The organism is Sphingobium herbicidovorans (genome assembly GCF_002080435.1).
Classification (GTDB): domain Bacteria; phylum Pseudomonadota; class Alphaproteobacteria; order Sphingomonadales; family Sphingomonadaceae; genus Sphingobium; species Sphingobium herbicidovorans.
In genome coordinates, this window is the sequence record NZ_CP020539.1 from 783,240 (window position 1) to 810,210 (window position 26,971).

Sequence of the window (26,971 nt, forward strand, 5' to 3'; positions counted from 1 at the left end):
CGTGGCGATTGGCCCGTCAGCGGTTCCGGTCAAGATAATCGGCCACCGCCTTTACATTGTGACCGACCCTATCGACCGCTTCCTCCAGTTGCCGGCGGGAGGTTTGAAGGCGCTGCGACCAATATTGCACCTCCAGATCCGAGGTCAGCGACACATGCTTGATATCGCGGGGGATGGGCGGTGCCCTGTTTTCATCTGTGGGTCTAAAGTTCAGGCTGGCCATGATGACGATCCGCTTTCCTCCGGATGGCTCCTCTCGTGAGTAAGAGCGACTGTTGGAAAGTGATGTTCCGCTCAGTTGGGGGGAAAGTTCATAACCTGCATTACTGGCCGCTTTATTCATTGCGCCCCGACAGGCGGGAGCAGGAACCGACCGGGGTCTGGTTGGTCTGTGGCTGTGAGCAGGGAAGCCTTCCCTACGCTGAAACCATCTGCATCAGGAGAGCTTTGCATGGCCCGGAAGATCGGTGAGGACAAAGGCGCAAAAAGCGCCGCGCGCGAATTCGAAACCAGGGCAGGGGCTGGCGGGGAGTTGCATCAGATCGCCGGTTCGTCCGGCGATGTGCTGACCACGCAGCAGGGTGTGCCGATCGCCGACGACCAGAACAGCCTGCGCGTCGGTGAACGCGGTCCGACGCTGCTGGAAGATTTTCACTTCCGCGAAAAGATTTTCCATTTCGATCATGAACGCATCCCCGAGCGTGTCGTCCACGCCCGCGGCTTTGGCGTGCATGGCACCTTCACTTTGCACGAAAGCCTGAAGGAATTCACTACCGCCAAGGTCTTGACCGAAGTGGGCGAGCATACGCCCATGTTCGTCCGTTTCTCGACAGTCGCGGGTAGCAAGGGGTCGTTCGACCTGGCCCGCGACGTTCGGGGCTTTGCGGCCAAATTCTATACCAAGGAGGGCAATTGGGACATTGTCGGTAACAATATCCCTGTTTTCTTCATCCAGGATGCGATCAAGTTTCCCGACCTGGTCCACGCGGCAAAGCCCATCCCCGACCGTGGATTTCCCCAAGCCCAGACCGCCCATGACAATTTCTGGGACTTCATCAGCCTGACGCCGGAATCGATGCACATGATCATGTGGGTCATGTCTGACCGTGCCATTCCGCGTTCCTTCCGCTTCATGGAAGGCTTCGGCGTCCACAGCTTTCGCCTGATCAATGCGGAAGGAAAGGGGACATTCGTCAAGTTCCACTTCAAGCCCAAACAGGGCCTGCAGTCTGTGATGTGGAACGAGGCGGTGAAGATCAACGGCGCTGATCCCGACTTTCATCGCCGCGACCTGTGGGACGCGATAGATCTTGGCAGCCCGCCGGAATGGGATCTGGGCGTGCAGATGTTCGACGAGGATTTTGCCGATACGTTCGAATTCGATGTGCTGGATCCCACCAAGATCATCCCCGAGGAACAGGTGCCGGTGCGGATCATCGGCAGCTTCGTCCTGGATGCGCGGGTCGAAAATTTCTTCGCCGAAACGGAACAGGTCGCTTTCTGCACGCAAAATGTCGTGCCGGGCATCGGCTTTTCGAATGATCCGCTGCTTCAGGGACGCAATTTCTCCTATCTCGACACGCAGTTGAAACGGCTTGGGTCACCCAATTTCACCCATATCCCGATCAACGCGCCGCGCGGCTGCCCGGTGCATAACTTCCAGCAGGATGGCCATATGGCGATGACCAATCCAAAGGGCCGGGTAAATTACGAACCCAACAGCTGGGGCGGGCCGCGCGAGTCCCCTGAGCGGGGCTATCGCCATTTCGCGGCGGGCGAGGCGGGACCGAAGCTGCAGATCCGGTCGCCCAGCTTCAACGATCATTACAGCCAGGCGCGGCAATTCTTCATCAGCCAGACGCCAATCGAGCAAAAGCATATTGGCGACGCACTGGTGTTCGAATTGTCGAAATGCGAACGGATCGACATCCGGCAGAGGATGGTGGCGCATCTGCGCAACATCGACGAAGGGCTGGCTACGGTTGTCGCGGGCGGACTGGGTTTACCGAAGCTGCCCGATCCCGCGCCTGCCGCCGCCACGCCCCGCACTGACCTGCCGCCGTCCGATGCGCTCAGTATCATTCGCAATGGACCGGACAGCTTTACCGGCCGCAAGCTCGGTATATTGGTCAGCGATGGCGCGTCGGCCGCATTGGTGAAGGCGCTGGTCACGGAAGTGAAACAGCTGGGCGCGGTCTATGAGATAATCGCCCCTAAGGTCGCTGGCGCGGCGCTGGACGACGGTACGACCGTTGAGGGCAAACAGAAGATCGACGGTGGCCCGTCGGTCCTTTACGATGCTGTGGCGATCGTCCTTTCGCCCGACGGCGCGGCGCAACTGATGCAGGACAAGGCGGCGAAGGATTTCGTCAACGACGCCTATGCCCATTGCAAGTTCATAGCCTATGTCGATGACGCCCTGCCGCTCATCGACCGTGCGGGCATCAGCGAAGCGGACATGGATGAAGGACTGGTGCGATTGGAAGGGCCGGATGATGTCGCCCCATTCCTGGCGCTATGCGGACAGCTGCGGCTGTGGGATCGTGAACTCAAGGTCGATCTGGACGCCGTGGGCTTTCTGGCGGGTAAGAACAAGCCGGACAAAAAATAGGCCAAGTGCTGAAGCGAGACTTAACCGGCGCAAATCCTGTCGGCCTTATGTCTCGCTTCGCCGCGCTGAGCGGGCCAGCGCAACATGGGTATATAAAGGCTGAGCTGGGTCAGTTATGGTGACTGCGAGGGGGACGTCGAGGAGGAGCAGTCGATGTCCGGCCAGATCGCCGTCAGCGGATCGCATTGCCATTTTCGCCCACATCAGTTCCTGGCGCGCGAGGATGAACAGCCCGAAGCGATCTTCCAGATCGATGAAGGTTGGGCTTGTCGGTACAGGCTTTTGTCGGATGGGCGCAGGCAGATCACCGGTCTTTTTCTGCCGGGGGATATTTGTGAGCCGCACTGGGCGCTGGGCACGCGCCCGACGCAGCCGATCGTGGCGTTGACTAATGTCCGCGCGACTTGCCTACCCTGCTCAACCCATGGCGGGTTGGCCAGGGAAAGCGAGCGGGCCTGTTGGAAAAATCTGACCGAGATGATTGAACGGCAGGCCAACTGGCTGGTGACTTTGGGGCGGAAGACCGCGCTGGAACGGCTTGCCCACCTGTTGCTCGAACTGTTCGAGCGGATGCGCGCGTCCGGCCTCAGCTACGGCCAGCAATGCGCGATGCCCCTCACGCAGATGGAGATTGCCGACATGACCGGGCTGACCCCTGTGCATGTCAATCGGACGTTGCAGGCGATGCGGTCGCGCGGGCTGGTGGAACTGCAATCCAAATGGCTGCGCATTCCCGACCTCGCGGCGCTGCGCGACGTGGCGGGGCTTTCGTCGCGGCAGACGATCGCCTGACGCGTTCTCCTGATCGACGGCTGAAACGTAGCGGCCGGGATGCGGAGAGGCTAATGTCGGTCAGGCTGTTTGATCTTGCGGCGGACAGGCATGGCGCTATGAAGAGCGCGCTGGGGTCGCGCCGAGGGGGGCTCGTACGGACAAATCCGGCGAGGCGGGGGGAAGCCTTGATCTCTGTAGAGAAAATTGGTCGTTTGTTGGCCGGACTGACTGTTCTGGGCCTGTCGTCCATGCTGTCCGCGCAGGGCGCCGCCGACCGGCCGTTGTTGCAGGACAGTTTTCGCATCGGCAGTGGCGGCGGCGCGCTGTGCCAGGCGCAAAGCGCCAATGGCGACTCTGCTGCCCGCACCATGTTCGATCGCGCATGGTCGGTCGTCTGCCGTGACGCCGCGCTTCCCGTAGGCCAGATTTATGCGCTGCGCCGGGATGGGGAGGAAAGCGAAGAGGCTTTGCTGGAAAGGCTGGCTGCCTCCCGCGGCGGGGCGGTCAATTGCAGCGCGCCGGGCGGCGTGACGCTGCCCGATGCCGGTCCTGCAACCGTCCGCAACTGCAACGGGCGGGCGGGCGCCTATCGCATTCTGACAGTGACGCGCGGCAAGACGCTTTATGCAGCGCAAGGATACGCGCCCTATGCCAGCGCGCTCGACCTCGGGCTGCGGACCGTGATGCTGGGACGGACCGTCCCCGGCAAGCTGGACATCGTCAGCACGGGCAGCGGCAATGGTGCAGCCTTCGCCCGGATGCAGGCCGCCGCGCTCGATCCGCAGACTGTGTTGGCGGAGGGGTATCGCCGCAACGCTTCGGGCAATTATGCCGAGGCCGCGGAATTTTTCGACAGTCTGGCCGACCGGCTGGCGCGTGATCCCGACGCCAGCGCACTCAGCCCTGCCGAGCGCGCGAACCGGGCGCATGAATATCTCGTCAATCATGGGCTGCAGCTGTCCAACCTTGGCCTGTTCGATCAGGCCGCCGCCGCCTTTACGCAGGCGCGGGCTATCCCGACCGCCGATGCCGTCCAGCTTCGTCTGCGCCGCAATTTTGAGGCGGTCCACCACCTCAACCAGCAGGATCTGCCGGGTGCGCTTGGTTTGCTTGGCCAAGCCGCGAAGGGCGACGCCGCGATTGTGACTGGCGGCGACGGCGGTGTGACGCTGCCCAGTGAAGTCGCCGTGGAAATGAACAGCGCCGCCCCTGAAGCGCAGGCGCTGGGCGTGCGGCAGGACGTTAAGCTGACCCCCGGTGAACGGGCTGCGATTTTGGATGCGCAGGCGCAGCAGTTGCGCGGCACGGTCCTGCGCCTGTCGGGCAAGCCGCGCGAAGCGCGCGCCGTGCTGGTCCGGGCGCTGGCCGATGCGCAACGGATACGCGATGGTCGCGTGACGTCGATTACCCGACTGCGCGCGCAGTTGCTGGGCGAGATCGCGCTGACCCATGAGGCGCAGGGCGATTTCGGCGCGGCGGAAGGGCAGCTCCACCAGGCCGTCAACCTGATCGCCGCCCAATATCCGGAAACGCTGGCGCTCAACGGCGCGCGTGCCCGGTTGGGCGCATTTCTGGTACGGCGCGGACGATCCGGAGAGGCGCTGGAAACCTATCGTTCGATCATGGCGTCCACGACGGCAAGCCGGGGCACGTTGACCGCGATGGCGAACCAGCTTCAACCTTATTTCACGCTGCTCGCGGCGGAAATGCCCCGGCGGCCGGAACTCGCGGCCGATATGTTCGAGGCGTCCCAGCTGCTGGTACGGCCCGGCGCGGCTGAGACGCTGGAACTGCTGAGCCGTGAATTGTCGGCGGGGGATGGCGAAGCGGCACGGCTGTTCCGCCAGTCGGTGTCCTTGTCCCGCGACGTGGAGCGCGGCCGCATCGCTCTGGCCCTGCTGCGCGAGGCCGGGAAGATCGACAGTGCGACGAGGGACGAGATTGCCCGGCGGCAGGCTGACGTCGATGCTCTCGCCCGCGATCAGGCAGCGACCCTCAACGCGCTTGCCGCCTTTCCACAATATCGCGCCGTCAGCCCGCAGGCGCTGACGCTCGGCGATATGCGCGCCACTCTCAAAAGTGGGGAGGGCTATTACAAGCTCGCGCAGCTTGGCGACGCGCTTTATGCGCTATGGATCGATGGGCAGGGCGCGACCGGTTTCCGCCTGGCCGCCAGCGCGAGCGATGTGGCGCGCAAGGTCGCGGCGCTGCGCGAGACGATCTCCATCGAAGTCGGCGGCGTTCAGACAACCTATGCGCTTGACCTGCCAGTGGCCCGCAGTCTCTATCTCGACCTGTTCGGTCCGGTCGATGAACGGCTGAAAGGCGTGAACCATCTCATTTTCGAGCCTGATGGCGCGATGCTTCAGCTGCCGGTCAATCTGCTGGTGGCGAGCCAGCCCGGCGTCGATGCCTATCAGGCGCGGATCGCACAGGGCGGGGATGAGTTCGATTTCCGTGGCGTCGATTGGCTCGGGCGCGATCATGCGGTCAGTACGGCGCTGTCGGCCCGCGCTTTTCGCGATGCGCGGCTGACGGCGCCATCCGGCGCGCCGCAAAGCTATATCGGCTTTGGCGATAACGCCCCGCTTGCCGGTCCGAAGCTGACGGCGCTGACGCGGGGCGCGCTGCTAAGCGACAGGGACGATTGCGGCTGGTCGCCTGCGCAATGGAACCGTCCGATTCCCGCAACCGAACTGCGCAAGGCGGCGCAGTCGATTGGCGGGGAGGGCAGCGAACTGGTGACGGGCGGCGACTTTACCGATCAGGCGGTCATGGCGCGCGGCGACCTGGACCGTTTCCGCATCCTGCATTTCGCGACCCACGGCCTGGTAACGCCACCGCGCGCGGGATGCCCGGCGCGGCCCGCGCTGCTGACCAGCTTTGGCCCAGGCGGCGCGTCGGATGGGTTGTTGCAGTTCGGCGAGATTTTCGACCTGCGGCTGAACGCCGACCTGGTGGTGCTGTCGGCTTGTGATACCGCTGGCGCGGCGGGCGCTGAAACCACCCGGGCGGCGGGGTTGTCCGGTGGCGGTGGCGCGCTCGACGGGCTGGTACGCGCTTTTATCGGCGCGGGCAGCCGATCCGTCATCGCCAGCCATTGGCCCGCGCCAGAGGAATATCAGGCAACCGAAAGGCTGATGAGCGGACTGTTCGCCGCTACGTCGGACCAGCCTGTGGGTGAGGCGTTGCGCGCCGCGCAGATCAGGCTGATGGACGACGCGGATACATCGCATCCCTTCTACTGGTCGGGCTTTGCGATTATCGGCGATGGCGCACGTCCGCTGATCACCCGGCGCTGATCGTGGTGATCGTGCGGAGCTTGCTGCGCCGGGGCGCGCGCGTGGTGCAGGACGCCGGACGCTGGCGGCTGGCGGGCACGGCGCTGCTGCTGGCGGTGGCTCTGTTTGTTGCAGGGTGGGACTGGTCCCGTCCGCTGGGCGGCGCGGGATCGCAGCGGGAAATCCCCACCGCCGACGCAGAGCGCGGCCTTTATGACTGGCGGGCGGCGGCCTTCGCGCCGCGCGCCGAGCAGGACCGGCGCGTGCTGATGGTCGTCTATGATGACCAGACGTTGATCGCGACGCGCAAGCGGTCGCCGCTTGATCGAGGACTGCTGGCCCGCGCGCTGCGCAATATGGACGCCATGGGCGCAAAGTCCATCGGCATCGACATCTTGTTCGATCAGCCGCAGGACGAGGATCAGCAACTGATCGACGCCCTTCGTTCGATGCGGACGCCGGTCTGGCTGGGCTATGCCAATTTCGGCGACAATCGCGAACAGATCATCTTCGAACAGCAGCAATATCTTGACAGTTTCCTGGCGCAGGTGAGGACCGATCGGGTACGCCCCGCGAGCATCCGGCTGGAAACCGACGCCGACAATGTCGCGCGCAGCTGGCCGCGTCCCACGCAGGGGCAGCCGCCGCTATTGTCGCTGGCGATGCAGCCGTCGCCGCTTTTCAACGACTATCGGGGCGCGATCCGCTTCCGCAAGCCGCTGCGCCAGGCGGATGGGTCGGAAACGCCGGTAATTCCCAGCCTTCAGATCGACCTGATCGCCGACCCGGCGATGGCGGGCGCGCTGGCCCCGATGGTGGAGGGGCGGCATGTGCTGATCGGCGGCGACATTGTCGATATCGACCAGTTCGAAACTTCGCTGTCGGGCAGGCAGGCCAAATCGACGATGATCGGGTTGGAAGTGCATGGGACGATGCTGGCGCAACTTCTGGACGGCGCGCGGTTGCCCGCCATTCCGCAATGGGCGTTATGGGGCGCGGCGGCGCTGGTCGTGCTGGCGGCGGGCCTCACCAGCCTTGCCGAGCTGCGGTGGTTCTGGCTGGCGCCTGCGCTTGGGGTGCAGGCTGGGGCGATTATCGGCTTGCCGTTGTGGTTGCAGGCCAGCGGATGGGACACAAAAGGTTTGCCCGCTGCCGGATGGGGGCTGGGCTGGGTCATTGCCTTCGCCGCGGTGAGTGCAGCGGCGCGGGCCGTCACATCGCAGCAACGCCGCTTCGCACAGTCTGCGCTGGGCAAATATCTGCCGCGCGACATTGCGGCGCAAATTCTGGCTGAACCCGAGAAGTTGGCGCTGCATGGGGAAAAGCGGCCGATCTACACGCTGTTCACCGATCTGGAGGGCTTCACAAAGTTGAGCCACGCGATCGCGCCGGAAATGGTGGCGCAACTGCTCAATCGCTATCTGGACATGTTGAGCGACGTCGTGCTGGCGCATGGCGGGACGATCGACAAATTTGTGGGCGATGCCGTCGTCGCTTTCTGGGGCGCGCCGATCGCCCGCGACGACGATGGGCGCAAGGCGGCGCAGGCGGCCTATGCGATGTGGCAGGCCGGGGAGGCGTTTCGCCGTGACTTGCCACCCGGCGTTCCACCGATCGGGCGGACCCGCGTGGGATTGCATCACGGTGAAGCGATCGTCGGCAATTTCGGTGGTGAGGGACGGATCCAATATACCGCGCTGGGCGACAGCATGAACACGGCGGCCCGGCTCGAATCGGCGAACAAGCCGCTGGAGACGTCGGTGCTGGTCTCGCGCGAGGCGATGGTGCTTTCCGGCCTCGACTGGTGGCGGCCGATGGGACGGGTGCGATTGCGTGGACGAGCGACGCCGGTCGATCTGTTCGAACCGGCGCCCGGTTTCGCAGGCGAGGAACGCGAGGTGCTGACGCAGGCGCTTGCCGCCTTCGATACGGAAGATGCCGACGCCCGCCGGGATGCGCTGGCGCAGTTGAGGGCAGTGGCGGATCGGCATCCTGAGGATGCGGCGCTCGCCAATCTGGTGTACCGCTATGAATATATCGGGGATGGAGGAATTTATGGTCTGGGCTAAGCGAGCGGCGGTCCTGTGCGCTGTCGCAATGATGGGGGCTGCGGCGCCCGTGCTGGCAGATACTTTGGTGGTTCGCGCTTCGGGCCCTTCGGCGCGAAGCTATCCGCCCGGCGCAAAGCTTGCCGATGGCGGATCACTGCTTTTGAAGGCCGGGGATGTGGTGACGCTGCTGGACGCGAAGGGTACGCGGACGTTGCGCGGGCCGGGCCGTTTTGGCGTGACGGCGGCGGCGAATGCCGTGCCTGCCAGCAATGCGACGCTGGCGGCGCTGCTCGATACAAAGCGGGTGCGGCGGGCACGGACCGGGGCTGTGCGCGGCACCGTGAGTGAAGCCCCTGCCGTTGCGAAGCGGCCCAATCTGTGGCTGGTCGACATCGCTCAGCCCGGCGCGCTGTGCGTGGCCGATCCGGCGGCTGTTCGCCTGTGGCGCGCCGACGCCTCCAAGCCGCTCAACGTGCGTATCATTGGCGGCGGGGCGCAGGCGGCGGCGAGTTTCCCGGCAGGCGAGGCGATGGCGGCATGGCCCGCCAAACTCGCGGTGAAGGACGGCGCGGCCTATCGCGTCGAGACCGGCGAGCGGTCCACCGAAATACGATTCGCGTTGCTGGGGGCGGTGGACGCCGGGCTGGACACCACCGCTTCGGCGCTGATCGCGCACGGGTGCCAGGCGCAGCTTGACCTGCTGGTCGATACGGCCGCGCGCTAAGATAGTTGATAACCGGCTAGGGTAGGGGCACAGCGCCCCCGCCCGACGGTCGCAGTGACAGCAAGGACAGGCCACCAGGCCGCCGCTGTCATGCTTTGGGGGAAATGGGACGTCTATGGGCTTTCAGGGGGCAGCGGCATCGGGTTTCACGAGGCGCGCGCGGTGGCGGCTGGCGCTCGCGTTGACGGCGGTCGTGCCGGTGGCGGCCATGGCGCAGGTTGCGCCGCGCGCGCCGACGCGTGAGGAACTGTCTCCGGCCGATCGGCAGGGCGACGTTGCGCCGCAGGGAAGTCGCCTGACGGTGGAGGGCGGCGTCGAACGTGCGCCCTGCCCACTTGCCGATCCGCGCTTTGCCAATGTGACGGTGAACTTCGCCGCCGTGCAGTTTGACGGGCTGCGCGAGATCGATGCGTCGGCGCTGGATGACAGTTGGAGCGATCTGGCGGGCCGCGAGGCGCCGATCGCCAGCCTGTGCGAAGTGCGCGACCGCGCCGCGACCGCCCTGCGGCAGATGGGTTATCTGGCGGCCGTGCAGGTTCCGCCGCAGCGGATCGAGAAGGGCGGCACGGTCCGTTTCGACATATTGATGGCGCGGTTGGTCGCGATCGAGGTGCGGGGCGATGCTGGCAATAGCGAGCGGCTGATCGCTGCGCATATGGAGGCGCTGAAGGGACAGCCGCTGTTCAATGTGCATGAGGCGGAACGGCACCTGCTGCTGGCGCGCGACCTGCCCGGTTATGATGTCCGGCTGGCGCTGCGTCCGGCGGGGACGGCGCCGGGCGAGGTGGTCGGCCAGGTGACGGTCGTGCGCCGCCGGGTTGAGATGGACGTCAATGTCCAGAATCTGGGTAGCAGGGCGGTTGGGCGCTTCGGCGGGCTGGCCCGCGTGCGCTTCAACGACTTGACCGGCATGGGCGACAGCACGGTGCTGAGCATCTTCAACACCGTGCAGCCCGATGAGCAGACGGTGCTGCAGGCCGGGCACAGCATGGCGCTGGGCAGCGATGGGTTGCGGCTGTCCGGCGACCTCACCTATGCGTGGAGCAGGCCGGACATCGATGGGCTGGACCTGTCATCCAGGACGCTGATTGCGACGGCGGCGCTGTCTTATCCGATCGTGCGGCGGCAGGTTCATACGATTCTGGCCAGCGGCGGGCTGGACCTGATCGACCAGGATCTGCGCATCGGTTCCGCCCCTTTGTCACGCGACCGGCTGCGGGTGCTGTTCCTGCGGCTGGAGGGTGAGCTGATCGACGCCGACAGTCTGGTGAGCACCGTGGGCTATTCTGGCATAGAGCCGAAATGGCGCATCGGCGGCAGTGTGGAACTGCGCCACGGCCTTTCGGGTCTGGGCGCGAGCGAGGCGTGCGGCAACGCGGTGAGCTGTATTCCGACCAGCCAGCTTGGCGGCGACGCATCCGCTTTTGTCATGCGCGGCGGATTGCAGGCCGAATACAGACCATCGCCCAAGTTCGCCATCGCGTTGGCGCCGCGCGCGCAATATAGCCCCGACCAGCTGCTGTCCTATGAACAGATGAGCGCGGGCAATTATACGATTGGGCGCGGCTATGATCCCGGCGCGTTGACCGGGGACAGCGGCGTGGGTGTCGCGGCGGAGCTGCGCTATGGCCGGATTTCGCCCAAGGGACCGGGCGCGATCGCGCTCCAGCCCTTCATCTTCTTTGACGCGGCATGGATGTGGCACAAGAGCAGCGCCTTTGCGGGGATCGATCCGCAAAGGCTCTATTCCGCTGGCGGTGGGGTGCGCGCGACATGGGACAATCATGCGCGGATCGACGTGACGCTGGCGACGCCGCTGCGCAAGGCGGGATTTCAGACAGAGCGGGGGGACGCGCGATTGTTGCTGTCGGTGACCACGCAAATTCTGCCGTGGAGGCGGTGAAAAGTCATGAATGAATTGGCGAGAAAAACGCGTTTGCGGGGATTGGTTCGTTGCGTAAGCGTAACGGCTTTGGCGGCGGCGTGCCTGATGCCTCAGGCGCGGGCGCAGACGGCGTTTCAGGGGTCGGTGACGTCATCGACGGGATCGCCCACCATCGCGCAGGGAACGGCGGGTGGGACGATTGACGTCATCACGCTGAACAATCCTGAAACGATCATCAACTGGCAACCCAACGACATTTCGGGAACGGGCGAGATCAATTTCCTGCCCAGCGACAAGACGGCGCTGTTCACCAACAATGTGTCGGGCGTCAGCGATTTCACGGTGCTGAACCGCATCCTGCCGGTAAATGGCAGCGGGGTGCCGGTGTCGCGCGTGGTCGCGCTGAACGGAACGGTGCAGAGCCGGATCGACGGCGCGCCCGGCGGCAAGGTGTGGTTCTACGCGCCGGGCGGCATCGTCGCGGGGCCGACCAGCCTGTTCAGCGTCGGGTCGCTGGTGTTGACCAGCAACGACATCGATTCGACCGGGGGCCTGTATGATCCCGTGTCGGGCGCGATCCGTTTCCGGGGCGCGGCCAATGCCCTGACATCGGTGGAGGTGCGCAGCGGCGCGCAGATCGAGGCGCTTTCCACCGGCAGCTATGTCGCGCTGGTCGCGCCACGGGTGGTGCAGGGCGGGACGGTGCAGGTCAACGGATCGGCGGCCTATGTCGGCGCGGAAGCGGCGGACATCACCATCAATGGCGGGCTGTTCGACATCAGCATCAGCGCCGGGACGACCGACGCCAATGGCGTGGTGCATACGGGATCGACCGAGCGGCCGGGCGCGACGGTAACGGATGCGCAGCGTGTATTCATGGTCGCGGTGCCCAAGAATAACGCGCTGACCATGCTGCTGTCGGGCAATGTGGGTTATGACGCGGCGGACAGCGTGGTGCAGGACGGCAGCGCGGTGGTGCTGGCGGCGGGCTATGACGTCGGTGGAGGCGCGCTTGGCGCGCGCAACGCGACCGCCACGGGCCAGGCCGATATCAGCATCGGCGGCGGCATATGGCAGCCAGATGTGAGGGGACAGGCGACGGGAGAGATCACCGTTCGGCCCGATGTCGCACCCACGGTCGCCTTTGCGGGGTCCATCGACCTGATGGCCGAGCGCGCCATAACGCTGCGCGCCGACCAGGGCGACGCAATCAGCGTCGGCGGCAACATGGACCTGACCGCCGGGATCGGTGGCACGGGCGGCAAGATAGATGTGCTGACCTATGGCGGCAGCGCGACCAACGCGGGCAACGGGCAGATCAGCGTCGCAGGCGCGATGCATCTGGATGTGAGCGCGGCGGGCCTGAGCGGGAGCGTAAACGCGCCCCTGCTGGCAGGCGGCGATGCGGCGGGCGGCGAGATCAACGTCATCGCGACCGGCGGATCGATCAGCGCAGCCAGCCTGTCGGCCTACGCCAGCGCGACGGGCGGCGCGGGCAGCGACAGTTCGGGCAATGCGACAGGTGGGTCCATCACCATGTCGGCGCTGACCGCTGCGGGGCCGAGCGGGACGCTGGGCGGCGCGATCAATCTCGGCGACGTGTCGCTGTTCGCGTCAGCCGGGGTTGAATATGCATTCCCGGAGCCGCTGACCGGCGGCAATGCGCTGGGCGGAACCGTTGCCGTGTCGGCAGCCGGTGGCAGCATCGCGACCGGCTATATGGATATCTACGTCAATGGCACCGGCGGCGACGCCAGCGGCGTCGCGGGCACGGGCACCGGCGGCAGCATCACCATGTCGGCGAGCGCGGCGGGCGGGCTGCGCGGCAGTTTGACCGCCGATTGCGCCTTCTTTTGCTACATCCGTGCCGATGGCAGCGGCGGCTTTGGCCAGAATGGCGCGAACGGAACGGGCGGGTCGATCCTGATCCATGCGACCGATGCCGATTTCACGGCGGACGGCACGCTGGACATACGGGCGAGCGGCGTCGGCGGCGGCACGCCATCCTTTGACGGCGTCGCGGGTCGGGGCGGTGACGGGCTGGGCGGCAGCATAACGGTGGAAAGCCGGGCCGGATCGGCAGGCAGCGCCGTCATGCGCTTTGGCGCGATTTCCGCCTATGCCGATGGCGCATCCACGACAGGCTCGGAAGAGTCGGAAGGCCTGATGTCGTCGATGAGCCTTTCGGGATCGGCCTATAATGAGGGCGATGGCGGGAACGGCACCGGCGGGGCAGTGAATTTCCTGGTCGCGGGCGGCAGCATGACGGCCGATAGCCTGTTCGCCAGCGCCTATGGCCAAGGCGGTTCCAGTGACGTCAATTGCCCGCAATGCGGCGATGGCGTCACGCCGTTTCAGGCGGGCATCGGGCAGGGCGGATCGGTCCAGTTCCTGATGACGGGCGGCAGCGCCACCATCGGGTCGGTGGACCTGGTGGCGGGCGGCATTGGCGGCGCGGGCAGCGCGGCGAATGCGGTGGATGAGGTCACCAGCCTGGCGGGGCAGGGCATTGGCGGCACGGCATTGCTGGAATCGCGCGGCGGCGTGCTGAACGCCGACATGATCCGTATCCAGGCCATTGGCGCGGGTGGCGGCAGCGATCCTTTTTATTCTTTTTCTTCCGGCCTGAACGGCGCCGATGGCGGCGCTGGCGTCGGCGGCGCTGCCGGGTTGTTGATGGACGTTGGCGGCACGGGGCAGATCATCGTCAGCCAGGAACTGAGCATCCGGGCGGAGGGCCATGGCGGCGTGGGCGGCATAGCCGGATCGGACGGCATGGGCGGCCTGTATGTCGCGGGCGCGGGCGGCAGCGGGACCGGCGGCACGGCCGGACTGACGCTGGCCAGCGGCGCGCTGACGGCTCCGTCGCTGCTGGTGTCGGCCGAAGGGATCGGCGGCGCGGGCGGCGACAATGAAAGCGGCGCGCCCGGCGGCGCGGCGGGTAACGGCACGGGCGGCACGGCCAGCGTCGCCTATCTCAACGAAGGCCATGTGATCGGCGCGTTGACGGTGAAGGCCGATGGTCAGGGCGGCCATGCCGGGATCAACGGTTTTATCAGCGGCTATGACATCAATGATGAGCCGATCTACGTCTATGGTTCGGGTCAGGGCGGCGCGGGCGGCGCTGGGCAGGGCGGCGTTGCCGACATGCTGATTGATGTCGATCCCAGCTTTGCCAGCCTGATCGTCAGCGCCGACGGCATCGGCAGCGCTGGCGCGATCAGCGGCACGGGTGGCGCGGGCGGAGCAGGAACAGGCGGCATCGCGGCGCTCAACATCGGCTTTGGCGCGACCAGCGTCAGTGGCGAATTGCGCGTGTCCGCATCCGGCATCGGCGGTGCGGGTGGCGCGGGCCAGATCGGCGCGGGCGGGCGCGGCGGCGATGCGCTGGGTGGAAGCGCGACGCTGGGGCTGACCGGATCATCTACCTCGCTCAACGCGGGCGATATTGGCGTATTGGCGCAGGCGCTGGGTGGCGCAGGTGGGGCCGTGGGGCTTCAGGGCGGGCTTGGTCTGGCGGGAGCCGATGGCGGCGACGCGCTGGGCGGCACGGCGTTGTTTGCGATCAACGCGGAGGCCGACGCGATCATTGGCGCGGTGATGACGCTGAGCGGCGACGCATTTGGCGGCGCGGGATCGGCCGGGAAGGACGGCCCCGCCGGTGGCGCGGGCGGATCGGGCGGACAGGCGGCTGGCGGAGCCGCCACCTTGCGCATCGACGGTGGCCGTCTGCGCGTCAACAGCGCTTTTTCGACGCTGCCCGCCTACAGCATTTCGGCGGTCGGGCATGGCGGCGCTGGCGCGGACGGGGGCGCGGCGACCGACCCGGCGCTTGGCGCGGGCGTTGGCGGCAATGGCGGTTCGGGGGCAGGTGGAGCGGCTTCGTTCGAGGCGAGCGACGCTGACTTTGTGCTGGGCGACCTGACGTTACTGGCCAATGGGGTCGCCGGGCTGGGCGGCGCGGGCGGCGTTGACGGCCTGACCAGCGGCGGGACGGCATCGCTGACCAATGGCGGAGGCGCATTGCTTGGGCCGGGCGCGCAAAGGTTGCTGGCGTCGCTTTCGATAAGCGCGAGCGGCACGACCGGCGGGCGGATCGGCTTTGCCGACAGCAGCACGGCGGCAGGCGGCGGCTTGCGAATCACAGGACCGATGACGCTGAGCGCATTGGGTGCGGTAGCGCCGGGCTTTACCGGCATCGACTTTTCCGCTTCCGGCAATCCGGTCACGGTAGGTGGGGCCACCGATTTCACGACGCAGGGGCCGCTGTCCTTCGCCTTTACCGGCGGCGGCGCACTGGCGGTCGCGGGCGCGCTGACCGGATATTCGGGCACGGGGATCACGGTTAGCCACGGCGCGCGTCCGGCGGGACTGGACAGCATTTCGGCGGGCAGCATCTATCTGGCGACGCCGGGCGGCATCGGCGTGGCGGGCGCTGCGCTGCGGTCGGCGGGGCTGACGACGTTGCTGGCTCAGGGCGGTGACATCGGCATGACGGGCGGCAGTGCATTGGCGGCGGGCGGCGACCTGAGGCTGTTCGCGCAGGGGAATGTCAGTGGCGCGGGCGGCGACATCGCTGCTGCGGGGCGCGTCGCGATTGGACTGGGCGGTGGCGGGGCGGGCGACATCCGGCTGGCCAGCCTGTCGTCGGGCGGGCTGCTCGACATGGCGGACGCGAGCGGCAATGCGCTGGGCGGCGCGGGCATCGCCATTGGCGGGGACTTCGCGGTCACCGGGGCGCTGTCAATCGGTGCGGGTGGCGGCACGCTGTCGGCGTCGAGCATCAGCATCGGCACGCTGAACGCGGACGGCCAGACGCTGACCGCGCCGGGCGGCGTGCAGATCGGCAATGCGGTGACGAGCGGCGACCTGATCGTCAACGCCAGCCTGAACCTGGGCGGTGCGGACATTGGCGGGTTGTTGCAGCAGCGTGGCGCAGTGGCGACGTTCGGCGGCACGGTCGCGGCTGGCGCCATCGACATCGACGCCGGCAGCATCAGCGCCAATGCGTTCAACGCGCGGACGGGCAACCTGTTGTTGCGATCGGCCGCTGCTTTGAGCGTGGGCAGCGCGCAGGCCGCCGGGACGTTGACCCTTATCGGCGCTGGCATCGACGCGCAGCAGTTGCGGTCGGGCGGCGCGGCGTTGCTGGATGCGGGCGGGGGCGACCTGTTGGTCGGCGACATCCTTTCGCAAGGGGCGATCACCGCCTTTGGCCGCAACATCAGCCTGGGGTCGAGCGGCGCGATGACCATCGCCGACGCCGTGGCGAGCGGCGATCTGGCGCTCAACGCCGCTGGGCTTGCGACGATTGCGGGGCAGGTCAGCGGGCAGGCGGTGACGATCGGGTCGGGCGACATCGCCATCGGCGCAAACGGGCGGGTCGATGCGGCGGGGCTGCTGCGCTTCAACGCGATTGGCGGGGCGGCGATTGGCGGGGGCGATGCGACCGGCGGATACAGCCTGTCGGCGGCGGAGCTGGGCCGGGTGACGGCGGCGGATCTCACTATCGGCGCGACTGGCGACGTCATCGTCCGCGACCTGACCGTTGGCACGGGCGTGCTGGCGGGCGGCGGCGTGATGAGCATCGAAACGCCTGGGCTGCTGCGCGTGCAGGGCGCGGTGGCGATGACCGGGCGGAGCGGCCAGGGCGGGCTGACGCTGTCGGCGGGGCAGGCGGTGCAGGTGATCGCCGGGCAGGGATCCATCGACATCCGCGACGCCAATGGCGCGCTGGGCGGGGTACTGAGCCTCAATGCGCCCGTCATTTACGCCGCGACGCTGGCGGCGATTGCGGATGTCGAGGCGGCGGGAACGCTGGGCGCGCGTGAATTGCGGCTGGCGCAGAGCGACGGACTGGCGCTGGATGAGGGGATGCTGCGCGCAGGGGCGATCCGGCTGCACGCGAGCGAGGGCGTCTATATCCAGAATAGCGGGCTTTCGACCAATTTCGCGGACCGGCGGGGCTTTACCGCCAACAGCCTGACCATCCACACGGGAACCGCGCGGCCGCAGATCGCCATAAACGGGCGGCTGGCGACCGGCGGCGGGCTGTTCGCGACGGGGCTGGACACGATCCCGCTGGTGGCGATCGACGGAAGCTATGCCGCCGGGTCGAAGATCAACGGTTGTTTCATCGGGTCTGGCGCGTCCTGCACCGGGATCAGCATTGATAACCGGGATACGTTGAACGGCGTGCTGGACCCGACCGTGGCAGTGACGCGGGCATTTCCGCTGGCGCTGATCCAACTGCGCGACGTGGTGACGCAGGGCTATCCCCCGCTGATCGACGAGCCGGTGACGGGCGCTGGCAACGAGGATCTGTGGGATCGGCCATGCGGCGGACCGGGGGAAGCGCCCTGCGGCGGCGACGGGACGCAATAAGCGGAAACAGATTGAAAGGGTGCGAGGGACGCGGCAAGAGCGTCGTGCGCAAGGGGGCGTAATGAGGGGCGTAAGGGGCGACAGAATGAGCAGGCGGGCGGCTGGCGTGATGCTGGCGGCGGCGATGCTGTTCGCGCTGCTGCTGAGCGGTGCGGGCGGCAGCCGGCTGCGCGCGGCGGATGCGCCCGGCGGGCGGGCGTTCGTCGGGGTTGCCTCCTGCGCGGGTTCCACCTGCCACGGCCGGATGGAAGGCGACGGCAAGGTCGTGCGCCAGGACGAGTTGATGCGCTGGCAGGAGCCTTCGACCCCCGGCGGCGCGCATAGCCGGGCCTTCGCGGTGCTGTCCGGCACGCGGAGCAGGCAGATTGCGGCGACGCTGGGGCTGGGCGATCCCACGGCGGCGCCCGCATGTCTGGGATGTCACTCAACGCCCGCCGCGGCGCGGGGCGCGCGGTTCCTGGCGCAGGACGGCGTGGGGTGTGAGGCGTGCCACGGCCCTGCGGGCGGATGGATTGCGAGCCACTATGCCGTGGGGGCCAGCCATGCAGGCAATGTCGCGGCGGGCATGATCCCGCTGGAGCGCCCACAGGCGCGGGCTTCGGTATGTCTCGATTGCCATTTCGGCAGCGACCGGCCCGGACAGTTCGTCGATCATCGCATCATGGCGGCGGGGCATCCGCGCATCTCGTTCGAACTCGACCTGTTTTCGTCGATGCAGGCGCATCATGACGAGGATGCCGACTATGCGCGGCGCAAGGGGCGGACCGACAGCCTGAAATTCTGGGCCGTGGGTCAGGCGATGGCGGTGGAACGCGCGCTTACCCTCTATGCCGGGGCGAAGGGGACGGAAGGGGCCTTTCCCGAATTCTATTTCTTCGATTGCCAAAGCTGCCACCGGCGCATCTACGACCAGGCGGAGCGGACCAAGACGTGGGAGGCCAATCCCGGACGGCCGATCCCGGCGGGGATGCCGCCGTTCAATGACGAGAATATGATCCTGCTGTCCGCCGCCGCGCGGGTTGCTGCGCCGGGGCTGGTGGGCCGGTTCGATGCGGACAGCCGCGCTTTCCACGCGGCCATCGCGACCGATCGAAGGGCGGCGGTGGCGGCAGCGGCCAAGCTGGCGGCGAGCGCGCGGGCGTTGGGCGACGCCTTTGCGAGCGGGGGCATGAAGGGCGACATGGCGTTCGCCATCGTGCGCGAGATTGCGGGCGGCGCGATTGCCCCACGCTTCACCGATTATGAAGGATCGGTGCAGGCGGTGATGGCGATAGACACGCTGCTCAACAGCATGGTGAAGTCGGGCCAGGTGACGGTGGGCGCGGCGGCGGGCATCCGGGCGGACGTCAACCGCGCCTATGCTGCGGTGAAGGAACCCAACAGCTATCAGCCCGCAATGTTCAGGAGCGCGCTGGGCAATGCCGCGCGCAGCATCGGAGCATTGCGGTGAGCGGCGCGCGGCACAGGCTGAGCGCCCTGCTCGCGGCGACTGCGCTGATCCTGTCGTCCTGCGGCGGCGGCGGGAGTGATGGCGGGAGCGGGGGCAGCCCTACGCCTGCGCCGACCCCTACGCCCACGCCGACGCGGCTCTATGCCGATCCGGCGCAGGAGGCGCTGACCGTCGCCGATGTGGAAAATGTCGTCGGCCATGCCGTCGCCGAAGCGCAGGCGCGCAGCCTGCCCGCCGTCATCGCCGTGACCGATCGGGTGGGCAATGTGCTGGCGGTGTTCCGCATGAACGGCGCGCGGGCGAGCGCCACCACGAGCGCCGCGCCCAATGGCCAGAATATCGACGCGCAGAACCTGACCGTCCCGGCGGAGGCTGGCGCGATTTCAAAGGCGATCACCGGCGCCTATCTGTCGAGCGGCGGCAATGCCTTTTCGACGCGCACGGCGAGCATGATCGTGCAGGAGCATTTTCCGCCAGCGCCGAACACAGTGGGCCTTGAAAGCGGGCCGCTGTTCGGGGTGCAGTTCAGCCAGTTGCCCTGTTCGGACCTGTCGGCGCGCTTCATGTCGTCGGGCGCCCAGGCGATGATCGGGCCGAAACGGTCGCCGCTGGGTCTGGCGGCTGATCCGGGGGGCTTCCCGCTTTACAAGAATGGCGTTGTGGTCGGCGGCGTCGGCGTGATGGCGGATGGGGTCTATGGGTCCGATCCCGATGTCACCGACACCGACAATGATCCGGAAGAATTTATCGCGCTGGCCGGGACGCTGGGCTTTGAAGCGCCCGACAATATCCGCGCCAATCGCATCAGCGTCGATGGAACGCTCCTTCGCTATTCCGATGCGGCCTATGCGGGATTGATGGCGAGCGGGGCGGTGAGCTTTGCCGCGATCGACGGCAGCGCCGGGGCGCTGGTGGCGGTGCGCGGCTATTATGGCGAACCCGCGCCGATGGTGCTGGCGGGTGTGGCTTACGGGACCGAGGCGTCGGGCGTGCGCCAGTCGAGGGCGGGGGAATTTGCCAACCGTGACGCCTTTGTGCTGTCCGACGGGTCGGGGGCGAACCGCTTTCCCATCCGGGCGGCGACCGATGGGGGCGATGTGGCGCAGCCGCTGACCGCCGCCGAAGTGACGGCGGTGCTGGAGGAAGGTTTTGCCATAATGAGCCGGGCGCGGGCGCAGATCAGGCAGCCGCTCGACAGCCGGGCGCAGGTGACGATCAGCGTCGTGGATACGCGCGGGGCGGCGCTGGGCATCGTGCGGTCGCCCGATGCGCCGATATTCGGCACGGACGTCAGTTTGCAGAAGGCGCGGACGGCGGCGTTCTTTTCGAGCAGCCATGCAGCGCCGGACCTGCTGGCGAGCAGCAGCGCGGATGTGGCGGCTTTCGTGGGGAAGGCGCGGACGTTCCTGAATGATCCCTCTGCGCTGACCGGGACATATGCCTTTACCGACCGCGCGAACGGCTTGTTGTCGCGGCCCTATTTTCCCGATGGTGAGGTGGGGCGGCCCAATGGGCCTTTCTCCCGCCCCATCGCGCAGTTCAATCCTTTCTCCACCGGATTGCAGTCGGCGCTGGTGGTGGGCGATCTGGCCGCGCATCTCGCCTTTGTGACCGGGGCGAGCGCCAGCGACACGCCGCAGCGCTGTTCGGCTCTGGCGGGCGTAGGCGCGGGCAACCGGGTCCAGAACGGCATTCAGATTTTCCCCGGTTCGGTCCCCATCTATCGCGGCAATGTGCTGGTGGGCGCGATCGGCGTGTCAGGCGACGGCATTGATCAGGATGACATGATCAGCTTCCTGGGCGCGCATAATGGCGGCCAGCGCGGCGGCGGCATCGGCAATGCGCCCGCTGCGATCCGGGCGGACCGGATCGTCGTGGACCTGGGTAACGCGTCGGTGCGGCTGCGTTATGTCAGCTGCCCCTTCGCGCCGTTCCTCGACAGTTCGTCCCAGAATGTGTGTCAGGGGCTGTAGCGATGGGGATCGCCGCCTTCCTGCCGATCCTTGCGCTGGCGCAGCCGGGCGAGCCCGTGCCGCCGCCTCCCCCCGACAATTGGGAGGAGATATTGAACGCGCCGGAAGTGGGCGCGGACGAGCAGTTGATCGATGGCCGCCGCCGACCCGGCTATGAAGCGCCGCTGCCTGAGGCGGTGACGCAGGATAACAAGGGTGCGGTGCGTGCCCCGCCGCCAGAGGCCTTTCCGGTGGATCAGGTGCCGATTCCCGACCGTTGGCGGTTGATTGAATCGCTGGGCGTGGTGAAGGAACGCTGGTTCGACCCCTATAACCAGAATACGCTGAAGGGCGACCGGCCGATCAACCGGGAAAAGGTGAAGTGGTTGCCGATCAAGGGCGACGACTGGTTTTTCGTCGCCAATGCGGTGAGCGACACGGTGGTCGAGCCGCGCACCTTTCCCATTCCCGTGGGCGTGCAGACGACCGAGCGGCCCGGCAGCATCGATGTGTTCGGCAAGGACGCCAGCTATGTGCTGAGCCAGACCTTCATCGGCGGCTTCGCGCTGATCAAGGGATCGACCGCGTTCAAGCCGCCAGATATCGAATATCGGCTGACGCTGGCCTATAATATCAATCATGTGAAGGTGCCCGAACGGCGCGTGCTGTTCGTCGAGCCGTCCCGGCCGTCGCGCCGCACCGACCATTTTCTGGGCGTGCAGGAATTGTTCGTCGATTATCATCTGGCGAATACGTCGGATCGCTATGACTTCCGGTCGATCCGCGTGGGGATACAGCCGTTCCAGTCGGACTTTCGCGGGTTTCTGTTCAACGATCAGCAGCTGGGCATCCGGCTGTTCGGCAATCGCGACAATAATCGGTTTCAGTTCAACCTTGCGGCCTTCTGGCGGTTGGAGAAGGACACGAACAGCGGCCTTAATTCGGTGGTGCAGACGCCCCGCCGGGACTGGCTGTTCCTGGCGAACCTGTATCGGCAGGATTTCCTGATTCCGGGGCTGACCAGCCAGATCACCGCCGTTTACAATATGAACCGCGAGGCGGGGCGGATCGAGGTTGACGATAATGGCTTTCCGGTGCGGCCCGCCCTGCTGGGCGACCTGCGCGGGCGGGATTATGATGTCGTGTATCTGGGCTACAACGCGGATGGGCGGATCGGGCGGATCAACCTGACGGCGTCGGCCTATGGCGCGCTGGGCGAGGATCGGAACAGCTTTTTCACGTCGGAGCCTGCGCAGATCAGGGCGTTCTTCGCGGCGGCGGAGGCGAGCATCGACAAGGACTGGATGCGTTTCCGCCTGTCAGGGCTGTATGCGAGCGGGGATGGCGATCCTTATGACAATCGCGAAACCGGGTTCGACGCGATCTTTGAAAATCCGGTCTTTGCCGGTGCGGACACGAGCTACTGGATCAGGCAGACCATTCCCTTCGCTGGCGGCGGTCGCGCCATCGGCGTCAATGGCCGCAATGGCATATTGAATTCGCTCCGGTCGTCCAAGGAACAGGGGCAGTCGAATTCCAACAATCCGGGCACGATGCTGCTGGGCGCGGGGGCGGATTTCGATGTGCTGCCCGAACTGCGGATTTCGGCCAACGCCAACCATCTGTGGTTTGAAAATACCGCCACCCTGCAGGCGCTGCGGAACGAAGGGAGCATTCCCAAGGCGATCGGCTGGGACCTGTCCACCGCTGCGATCTGGCGGCCGAAAGCAACGCAGAATATCGTGTTCCGCCTGTCGGGCGCGACCCTGCTGCCGGGCGCGGGATTTCGCGACCTTTTCACCAATAGCGAGCGCAACCGGAATTATTATTCCGTGCTCGGCAACCTGATCCTGAGTTATTGATGCGCCCGTTTTTCGCCTTTCTGTTGCTGATCCTTGCCGCCTTGACCGTGCCGGTGGTCATCCTGCACGCGTCGGACGCGGAAAAGCCGGTCGAGCGGGTCTATGCGGTCACGCCGCCAGCGCCGATGAGCCAGACGGCGGACCAGGTCGCGGCGAAATCGGACGGTTGCTACAGCTGCCATACCAAGACCGACGAGCCGTCCATGCACGCGACACCGGCGGTCATGCTGGGCTGCGTCGATTGCCATGGCGGCAATGCGGCGGTGCGCGGCGATCCTTCGCACGGATTCGACGATCCGGCCTATGTCGCGGCGCGGGACAGGGCGCATGTGCTGCCGCGCTATCCCGAAAGCTGGCACTATCCATCCTCCGCCAACCCGAAGCGGACCTACACGCTGCTGAACCGGGAAGCGCCGGAGTTCGTGCGCTTCGTCAATCCCAGCGACTATCGCGTGGCGCGCGAGGCGTGCGGATCATGCCATATGCAGACGATCGAGGCGGCGGAGCGGTCGCTGATGGCGTCGGGCGCGATGCTGTGGGGCGGGGCGGCCTATAATAATGGCGTCGTCCCGTACAAGAATTACATATTCGGCGAGGCCTATACCCGCGATGGCAAGCCGGCGAAGATCGTGTCGCCCGGATCGCCGCCCGGCACGCTGACAGCGGAGCAGAAGGCGCGCGGGGCGCTGGCGGAGCTGTATCCGCTGCCCAACTGGCAGGTGACGCCGCCGGGCGATGTGTTCCGCGTGTTCGAGCGCGGCGGGCGCAATATCGCGACGCAGTTCCCGGAAATCGGCCTGCCCAATCCGACCGGGTCGATCCAGCGGCTGGAGGAGCCGGGGCGTCCTGACCTCAAGCAGTCCAGTCGCGGGCCGGGGACGGGCCTGCGCGTGGCGATTCCGGTGCTTAACCTGCACAAGACGCGCCTCAACGACCCTTATATGTGGTTCATGGGCACCAATGATCAGCCCGGCGATTATCGCCATTCGGGCTGTTCGGGATGCCATGTCGTCTATGCCAATGACCGCGAGCCGCGTCACAGCCTGACCTATGCTCCCTATGGCCGCGACGGGCAGACCGCCACGGTGGACCCGACCATCGCGGGCAAGGTGCAGCATGAGGATAGCGGCCACGGCGCGCTGAAGGGTGCGCATGGGGACAAAGTCAAGCCCGATCACCCCATAGGCGCGGTCAAGGAAAGCGGGCATCCGATCCGCCACACATTCACGCGCGCCATCCCGACCGCGCAGTGCATGAATTGCCACATGCACCAGCCCAACATCTTCCTGAACAGCTATCTGGGCTACACCATGTGGGACTATGAGTCCGATGCAAGCCTGATGTGGCCGGAGAAGCAGAAATATCCGACCGCCGCGCAAACGCACCAGACGCTTGAGCGCAATCCCGAAGGGGCCGCGCCGAAGGGGAAATGGTCGGACCTGGATTTCCTGCGCAACGTCTATGACCTCAATGACAAGGCGAAGGATACGCAGTTCGCCGACTATCATGGCCATGGCTGGAACTTCCGCGGCGTGTTCAAGCGTGATCGCGAGGGCAATCTGCTCGACGCCAATGGCAAGGTCGTCGCAAACGACGACCCGGAGAAATGGCGCAAGAAGGGCGAGCCAAAGTTCGTTCAGCCCGGCGTCAACCCCGGCAAGAGCGTCCATATGATGGACATCCATGCCGAAAAGGGCCTGCAATGCGCCGACTGCCATTTTGCGCAGGACAGCCATGGCAACGGCTTCATCTATGGCGAAGTGGCGAACGCCATCGAGATCGGCTGCAAGGATTGCCATGGCACGGCGGACGCCTATCCGACGCTGCTGACGTCCGGCCCTGCCGCGCCGCCCAAGGGTAACAATCTGGCGCTGCTGCGCAACCCGGATGGCAAGCGGCGGTTCGAATGGTTCTATGACGCGAGCGGCAGGCGCAAGCTGATCCAGCGGTCAATCGTCGATCCCAGCCTTGAATGGGAAGTGAGCCTGGTCAAGGACGCGGTGGACGCGACCAGCCCGCATTTCAACGCCAAGGCGGCGCGCGCCAAGCTGATGAGCCGGTCGGGCGCGGAAGATGGCAGTTTCGCCTTTGGCCCCGGCGTCGCAAAGGAAGACCGGGCGCATAATGACGAGAATATGGCCTGCTTCACCTGTCACCTGAGCTGGACGACAAGCTGCGGCGGCTGTCACCTGCCGATCGAGGCGAACTGGAAAACGTCGCTGCACCATTATGAGGGGGAGGAGACGCGCAACTTCGCGACCTATAACCCGCAGGTCGCGCGGGACGAGATGTTCCAGCTAGGCAAGCACCAGACGACCAAGGGCAATATCTATGCGCCGGTGCGCTCGACGTCGGCTCTGGTGCTGTCGTCCACCAACATCAACCGCGAGCGCATCTATATCCAGCAGCCGCCGGTATCGGGCATCGGCTTTTCGTCCCAGGCGTTCGCGCCGCATTTCCCGCATACGGTGCGCAAGACAGAGACAAAGACCTGTTCCGATTGCCACCTGTCGGAGAAGGACGACAATAATGCGATCATGTCGCAATTGTTGTTGCTGGGCACGAACTTCGTGAACTTCGTCGGCCTGAACGCGTGGACGGGACTGGAAGGCGGGTTCGAAGCGATCCGCGTCACCGAATGGGATGAACCGCAGGCGGTGATCGGCAGCTATCTCCAGAAATATGCCTATCCCGATTATTGGAAGCTGCATGTCGAGCAAAATGGGCGCGAATTGAAGAATTGGGTTCGTGGGCGTTTCTTCGACAAAAAGGCCTCGGGCGAAACGCAGGCCATCGAGGAATTCCGCAATGTCGTGAAGGGCACGCGCGATCGCGTCGGCTGCCTGCAACTGCGCGGCGAATATATGTATGTGGCCGAAGGGAAGGGCGGTTTCCGCGTCTATGACGTCGCGTCCATCGGCAACAAGGGCTTTTCCGAACCGATAGTGAGCGGGCCGTTTTCGAAGCTCGGCCATAATAGCGGCGTGGCGACGAAGAATGCGACCTGCATGGCGTTGCCCACGAACCAGCCCATCAACCCGCTGCGCAGCACGCCCGAATTGCGGGAGATCAACCAGGAGCAGCCTTTCCTGCCGATCTACAGCTATGCGGCGGTGACGGACAGCGTCGAAGGGCTGATCATGGTCAATATCGAAACCATGGCCGATGGCGAGTTCCGCAACAATTTCCTGAAACGCGCAGTCACCTGGAACCCCGATGGCGTGCTCAACGGCGCGCGGCATATCCATCTGGCGGGGCAGATCGCCTATATTACAGCTGACGTTGGGCTGGTGGTTGTGGATCTGAGCGATCCGCTGCATCCGCGCCTTGCCGCTGTCCGGCCGATGAAGGATGCGCGGGCGAGCGCGATCCAGTTCCGCTATCTGTGGGTGACGGATGCCGAAGGGTTGAAGCTGTTCGACGTCACCCGGCTGACCGATCCGGTCGCCGTGCCATCCGCCACGGTGCCGCTGGCCGACGCGCGGCGTATCTATCTGGCGCGCACCTACGCCTATGTCGCGGCAAAGGCGGAGGGGCTGGTCATCGTCAACATCACCAATCCGCTGCGGCCAGACGTCTATGCCAAGGAGACGTTCGGGGGGCAGATGAACGACGCGGAGGATGTGATCGTCGGCACGACCAACGCGTCGCTGTTCGCCTATGTCGCGGACGGGCGGAACGGCATGAAGGTGATCCAGCTGACCAGTCCCGCCAGCCAGCCCAATTTCTACGGCTTCTCGCCCGCGCCAAAGCCCGAACTGATCGCCTGGGCGCGCACGCCGACGCCGGCGGTGGCGATGTCCAAGGGCCTGGACCGCGACCGTGCGGTGGATGAAACCGGCGGCCAGATCGCGGTGTTCGGGCGTATCGGATCGCGGCCCTTTACGCGGACCGAGATGGAGCGATTGTTCCTGAACGCGAAGGGTGCGCCGTACAAGGTCAGCGACGCGGTGGATATGAAGGCATGGCGACCGCCTTTGTTGCGGTGAGGGGGTGG

At 66.0% G+C, this 26,971-nt stretch carries 12 protein-coding genes; 11 read left to right on the forward strand and 1 reads right to left on the reverse strand.

Annotated features, from left to right (window positions below; all coding sequences use genetic code 11):
• Nucleotides 1–16: 16 nt before the first annotated feature.
• A complete protein-coding gene (locus tag B6S01_RS21785; protein WP_231568096.1) occupies nucleotides 17–343 on the reverse strand; it encodes a DUF3606 domain-containing protein in 327 nt (108 codons plus the stop codon).
• Nucleotides 344–451: 108 nt separating this feature from the next.
• On the opposite strand from B6S01_RS21785, the gene B6S01_RS18375 reads away from it, so the two are divergent.
• From B6S01_RS18375 to B6S01_RS18425, 11 genes are all read left to right on the forward strand, one after another.
• Nucleotides 452–2,611, forward strand: coding sequence for a catalase (locus tag B6S01_RS18375; protein ID WP_037469301.1), 2,160 nt, complete (start codon nucleotides 452–454; stop codon nucleotides 2,609–2,611).
• Between the two features lie 153 nt (nucleotides 2,612–2,764).
• Complete coding sequence (locus B6S01_RS18380; protein ID WP_037469503.1) at nucleotides 2,765–3,403, forward strand: Crp/Fnr family transcriptional regulator; 639 nt, start codon at nucleotides 2,765–2,767, stop codon at nucleotides 3,401–3,403.
• A gap of 197 nt (nucleotides 3,404–3,600) precedes the next feature.
• A complete protein-coding gene (locus B6S01_RS18385) occupies nucleotides 3,601–6,687 on the forward strand; it encodes a CHAT domain-containing protein (RefSeq protein ID WP_231568097.1) in 3,087 nt (1,028 codons plus the stop codon).
• Nucleotides 6,688–6,692: 5 nt separating this feature from the next.
• A complete protein-coding gene (locus B6S01_RS18390; protein ID WP_037469508.1) occupies nucleotides 6,693–8,735 on the forward strand; it encodes a CHASE2 domain-containing protein in 2,043 nt (680 codons plus the stop codon).
• The gene (locus B6S01_RS18395) at nucleotides 8,722–9,441 is read left to right on the forward strand and encodes a hypothetical protein (RefSeq protein ID WP_037469304.1); all 720 of its coding nucleotides are present in this window, start codon (nucleotides 8,722–8,724) and stop codon (nucleotides 9,439–9,441) included. Before B6S01_RS18390 ends, B6S01_RS18395 begins: the two co-directional genes overlap by 14 nt.
• 115 nt (nucleotides 9,442–9,556) lie before the next feature.
• Nucleotides 9,557–11,344, forward strand: a complete 1,788-nt coding sequence (locus B6S01_RS18400) for a ShlB/FhaC/HecB family hemolysin secretion/activation protein (protein WP_037469306.1) — start codon at nucleotides 9,557–9,559, stop codon at nucleotides 11,342–11,344.
• 87 nt (nucleotides 11,345–11,431) lie between these two features.
• A complete protein-coding gene (locus B6S01_RS18405; RefSeq protein ID WP_051908607.1) occupies nucleotides 11,432–17,710 on the forward strand; it encodes a beta strand repeat-containing protein in 6,279 nt (2,092 codons plus the stop codon).
• 85 nt (nucleotides 17,711–17,795) lie between these two features.
• On the forward strand, nucleotides 17,796–19,160 hold the full coding sequence (locus B6S01_RS18410) for a cytochrome c family protein (protein ID WP_231568098.1): 1,365 nt from the start codon (nucleotides 17,796–17,798) through the stop codon (nucleotides 19,158–19,160).
• Complete coding sequence (locus B6S01_RS18415; RefSeq protein ID WP_037469310.1) at nucleotides 19,157–21,133, forward strand: heme-binding protein; 1,977 nt, start codon at nucleotides 19,157–19,159, stop codon at nucleotides 21,131–21,133. The genes B6S01_RS18410 and B6S01_RS18415 overlap by 4 nt, the downstream gene beginning before the upstream one ends.
• 2 nt (nucleotides 21,134–21,135) lie before the next feature.
• Complete coding sequence (locus B6S01_RS18420; RefSeq protein ID WP_037469313.1) at nucleotides 21,136–22,974, forward strand: hypothetical protein; 1,839 nt, start codon at nucleotides 21,136–21,138, stop codon at nucleotides 22,972–22,974.
• On the forward strand, nucleotides 22,974–26,963 hold the full coding sequence (locus B6S01_RS18425) for an LVIVD repeat-containing protein (protein ID WP_037469316.1): 3,990 nt from the start codon (nucleotides 22,974–22,976) through the stop codon (nucleotides 26,961–26,963). Before B6S01_RS18420 ends, B6S01_RS18425 begins: the two co-directional genes overlap by 1 nt.
• Nucleotides 26,964–26,971: the final 8 nt, after the last annotated feature.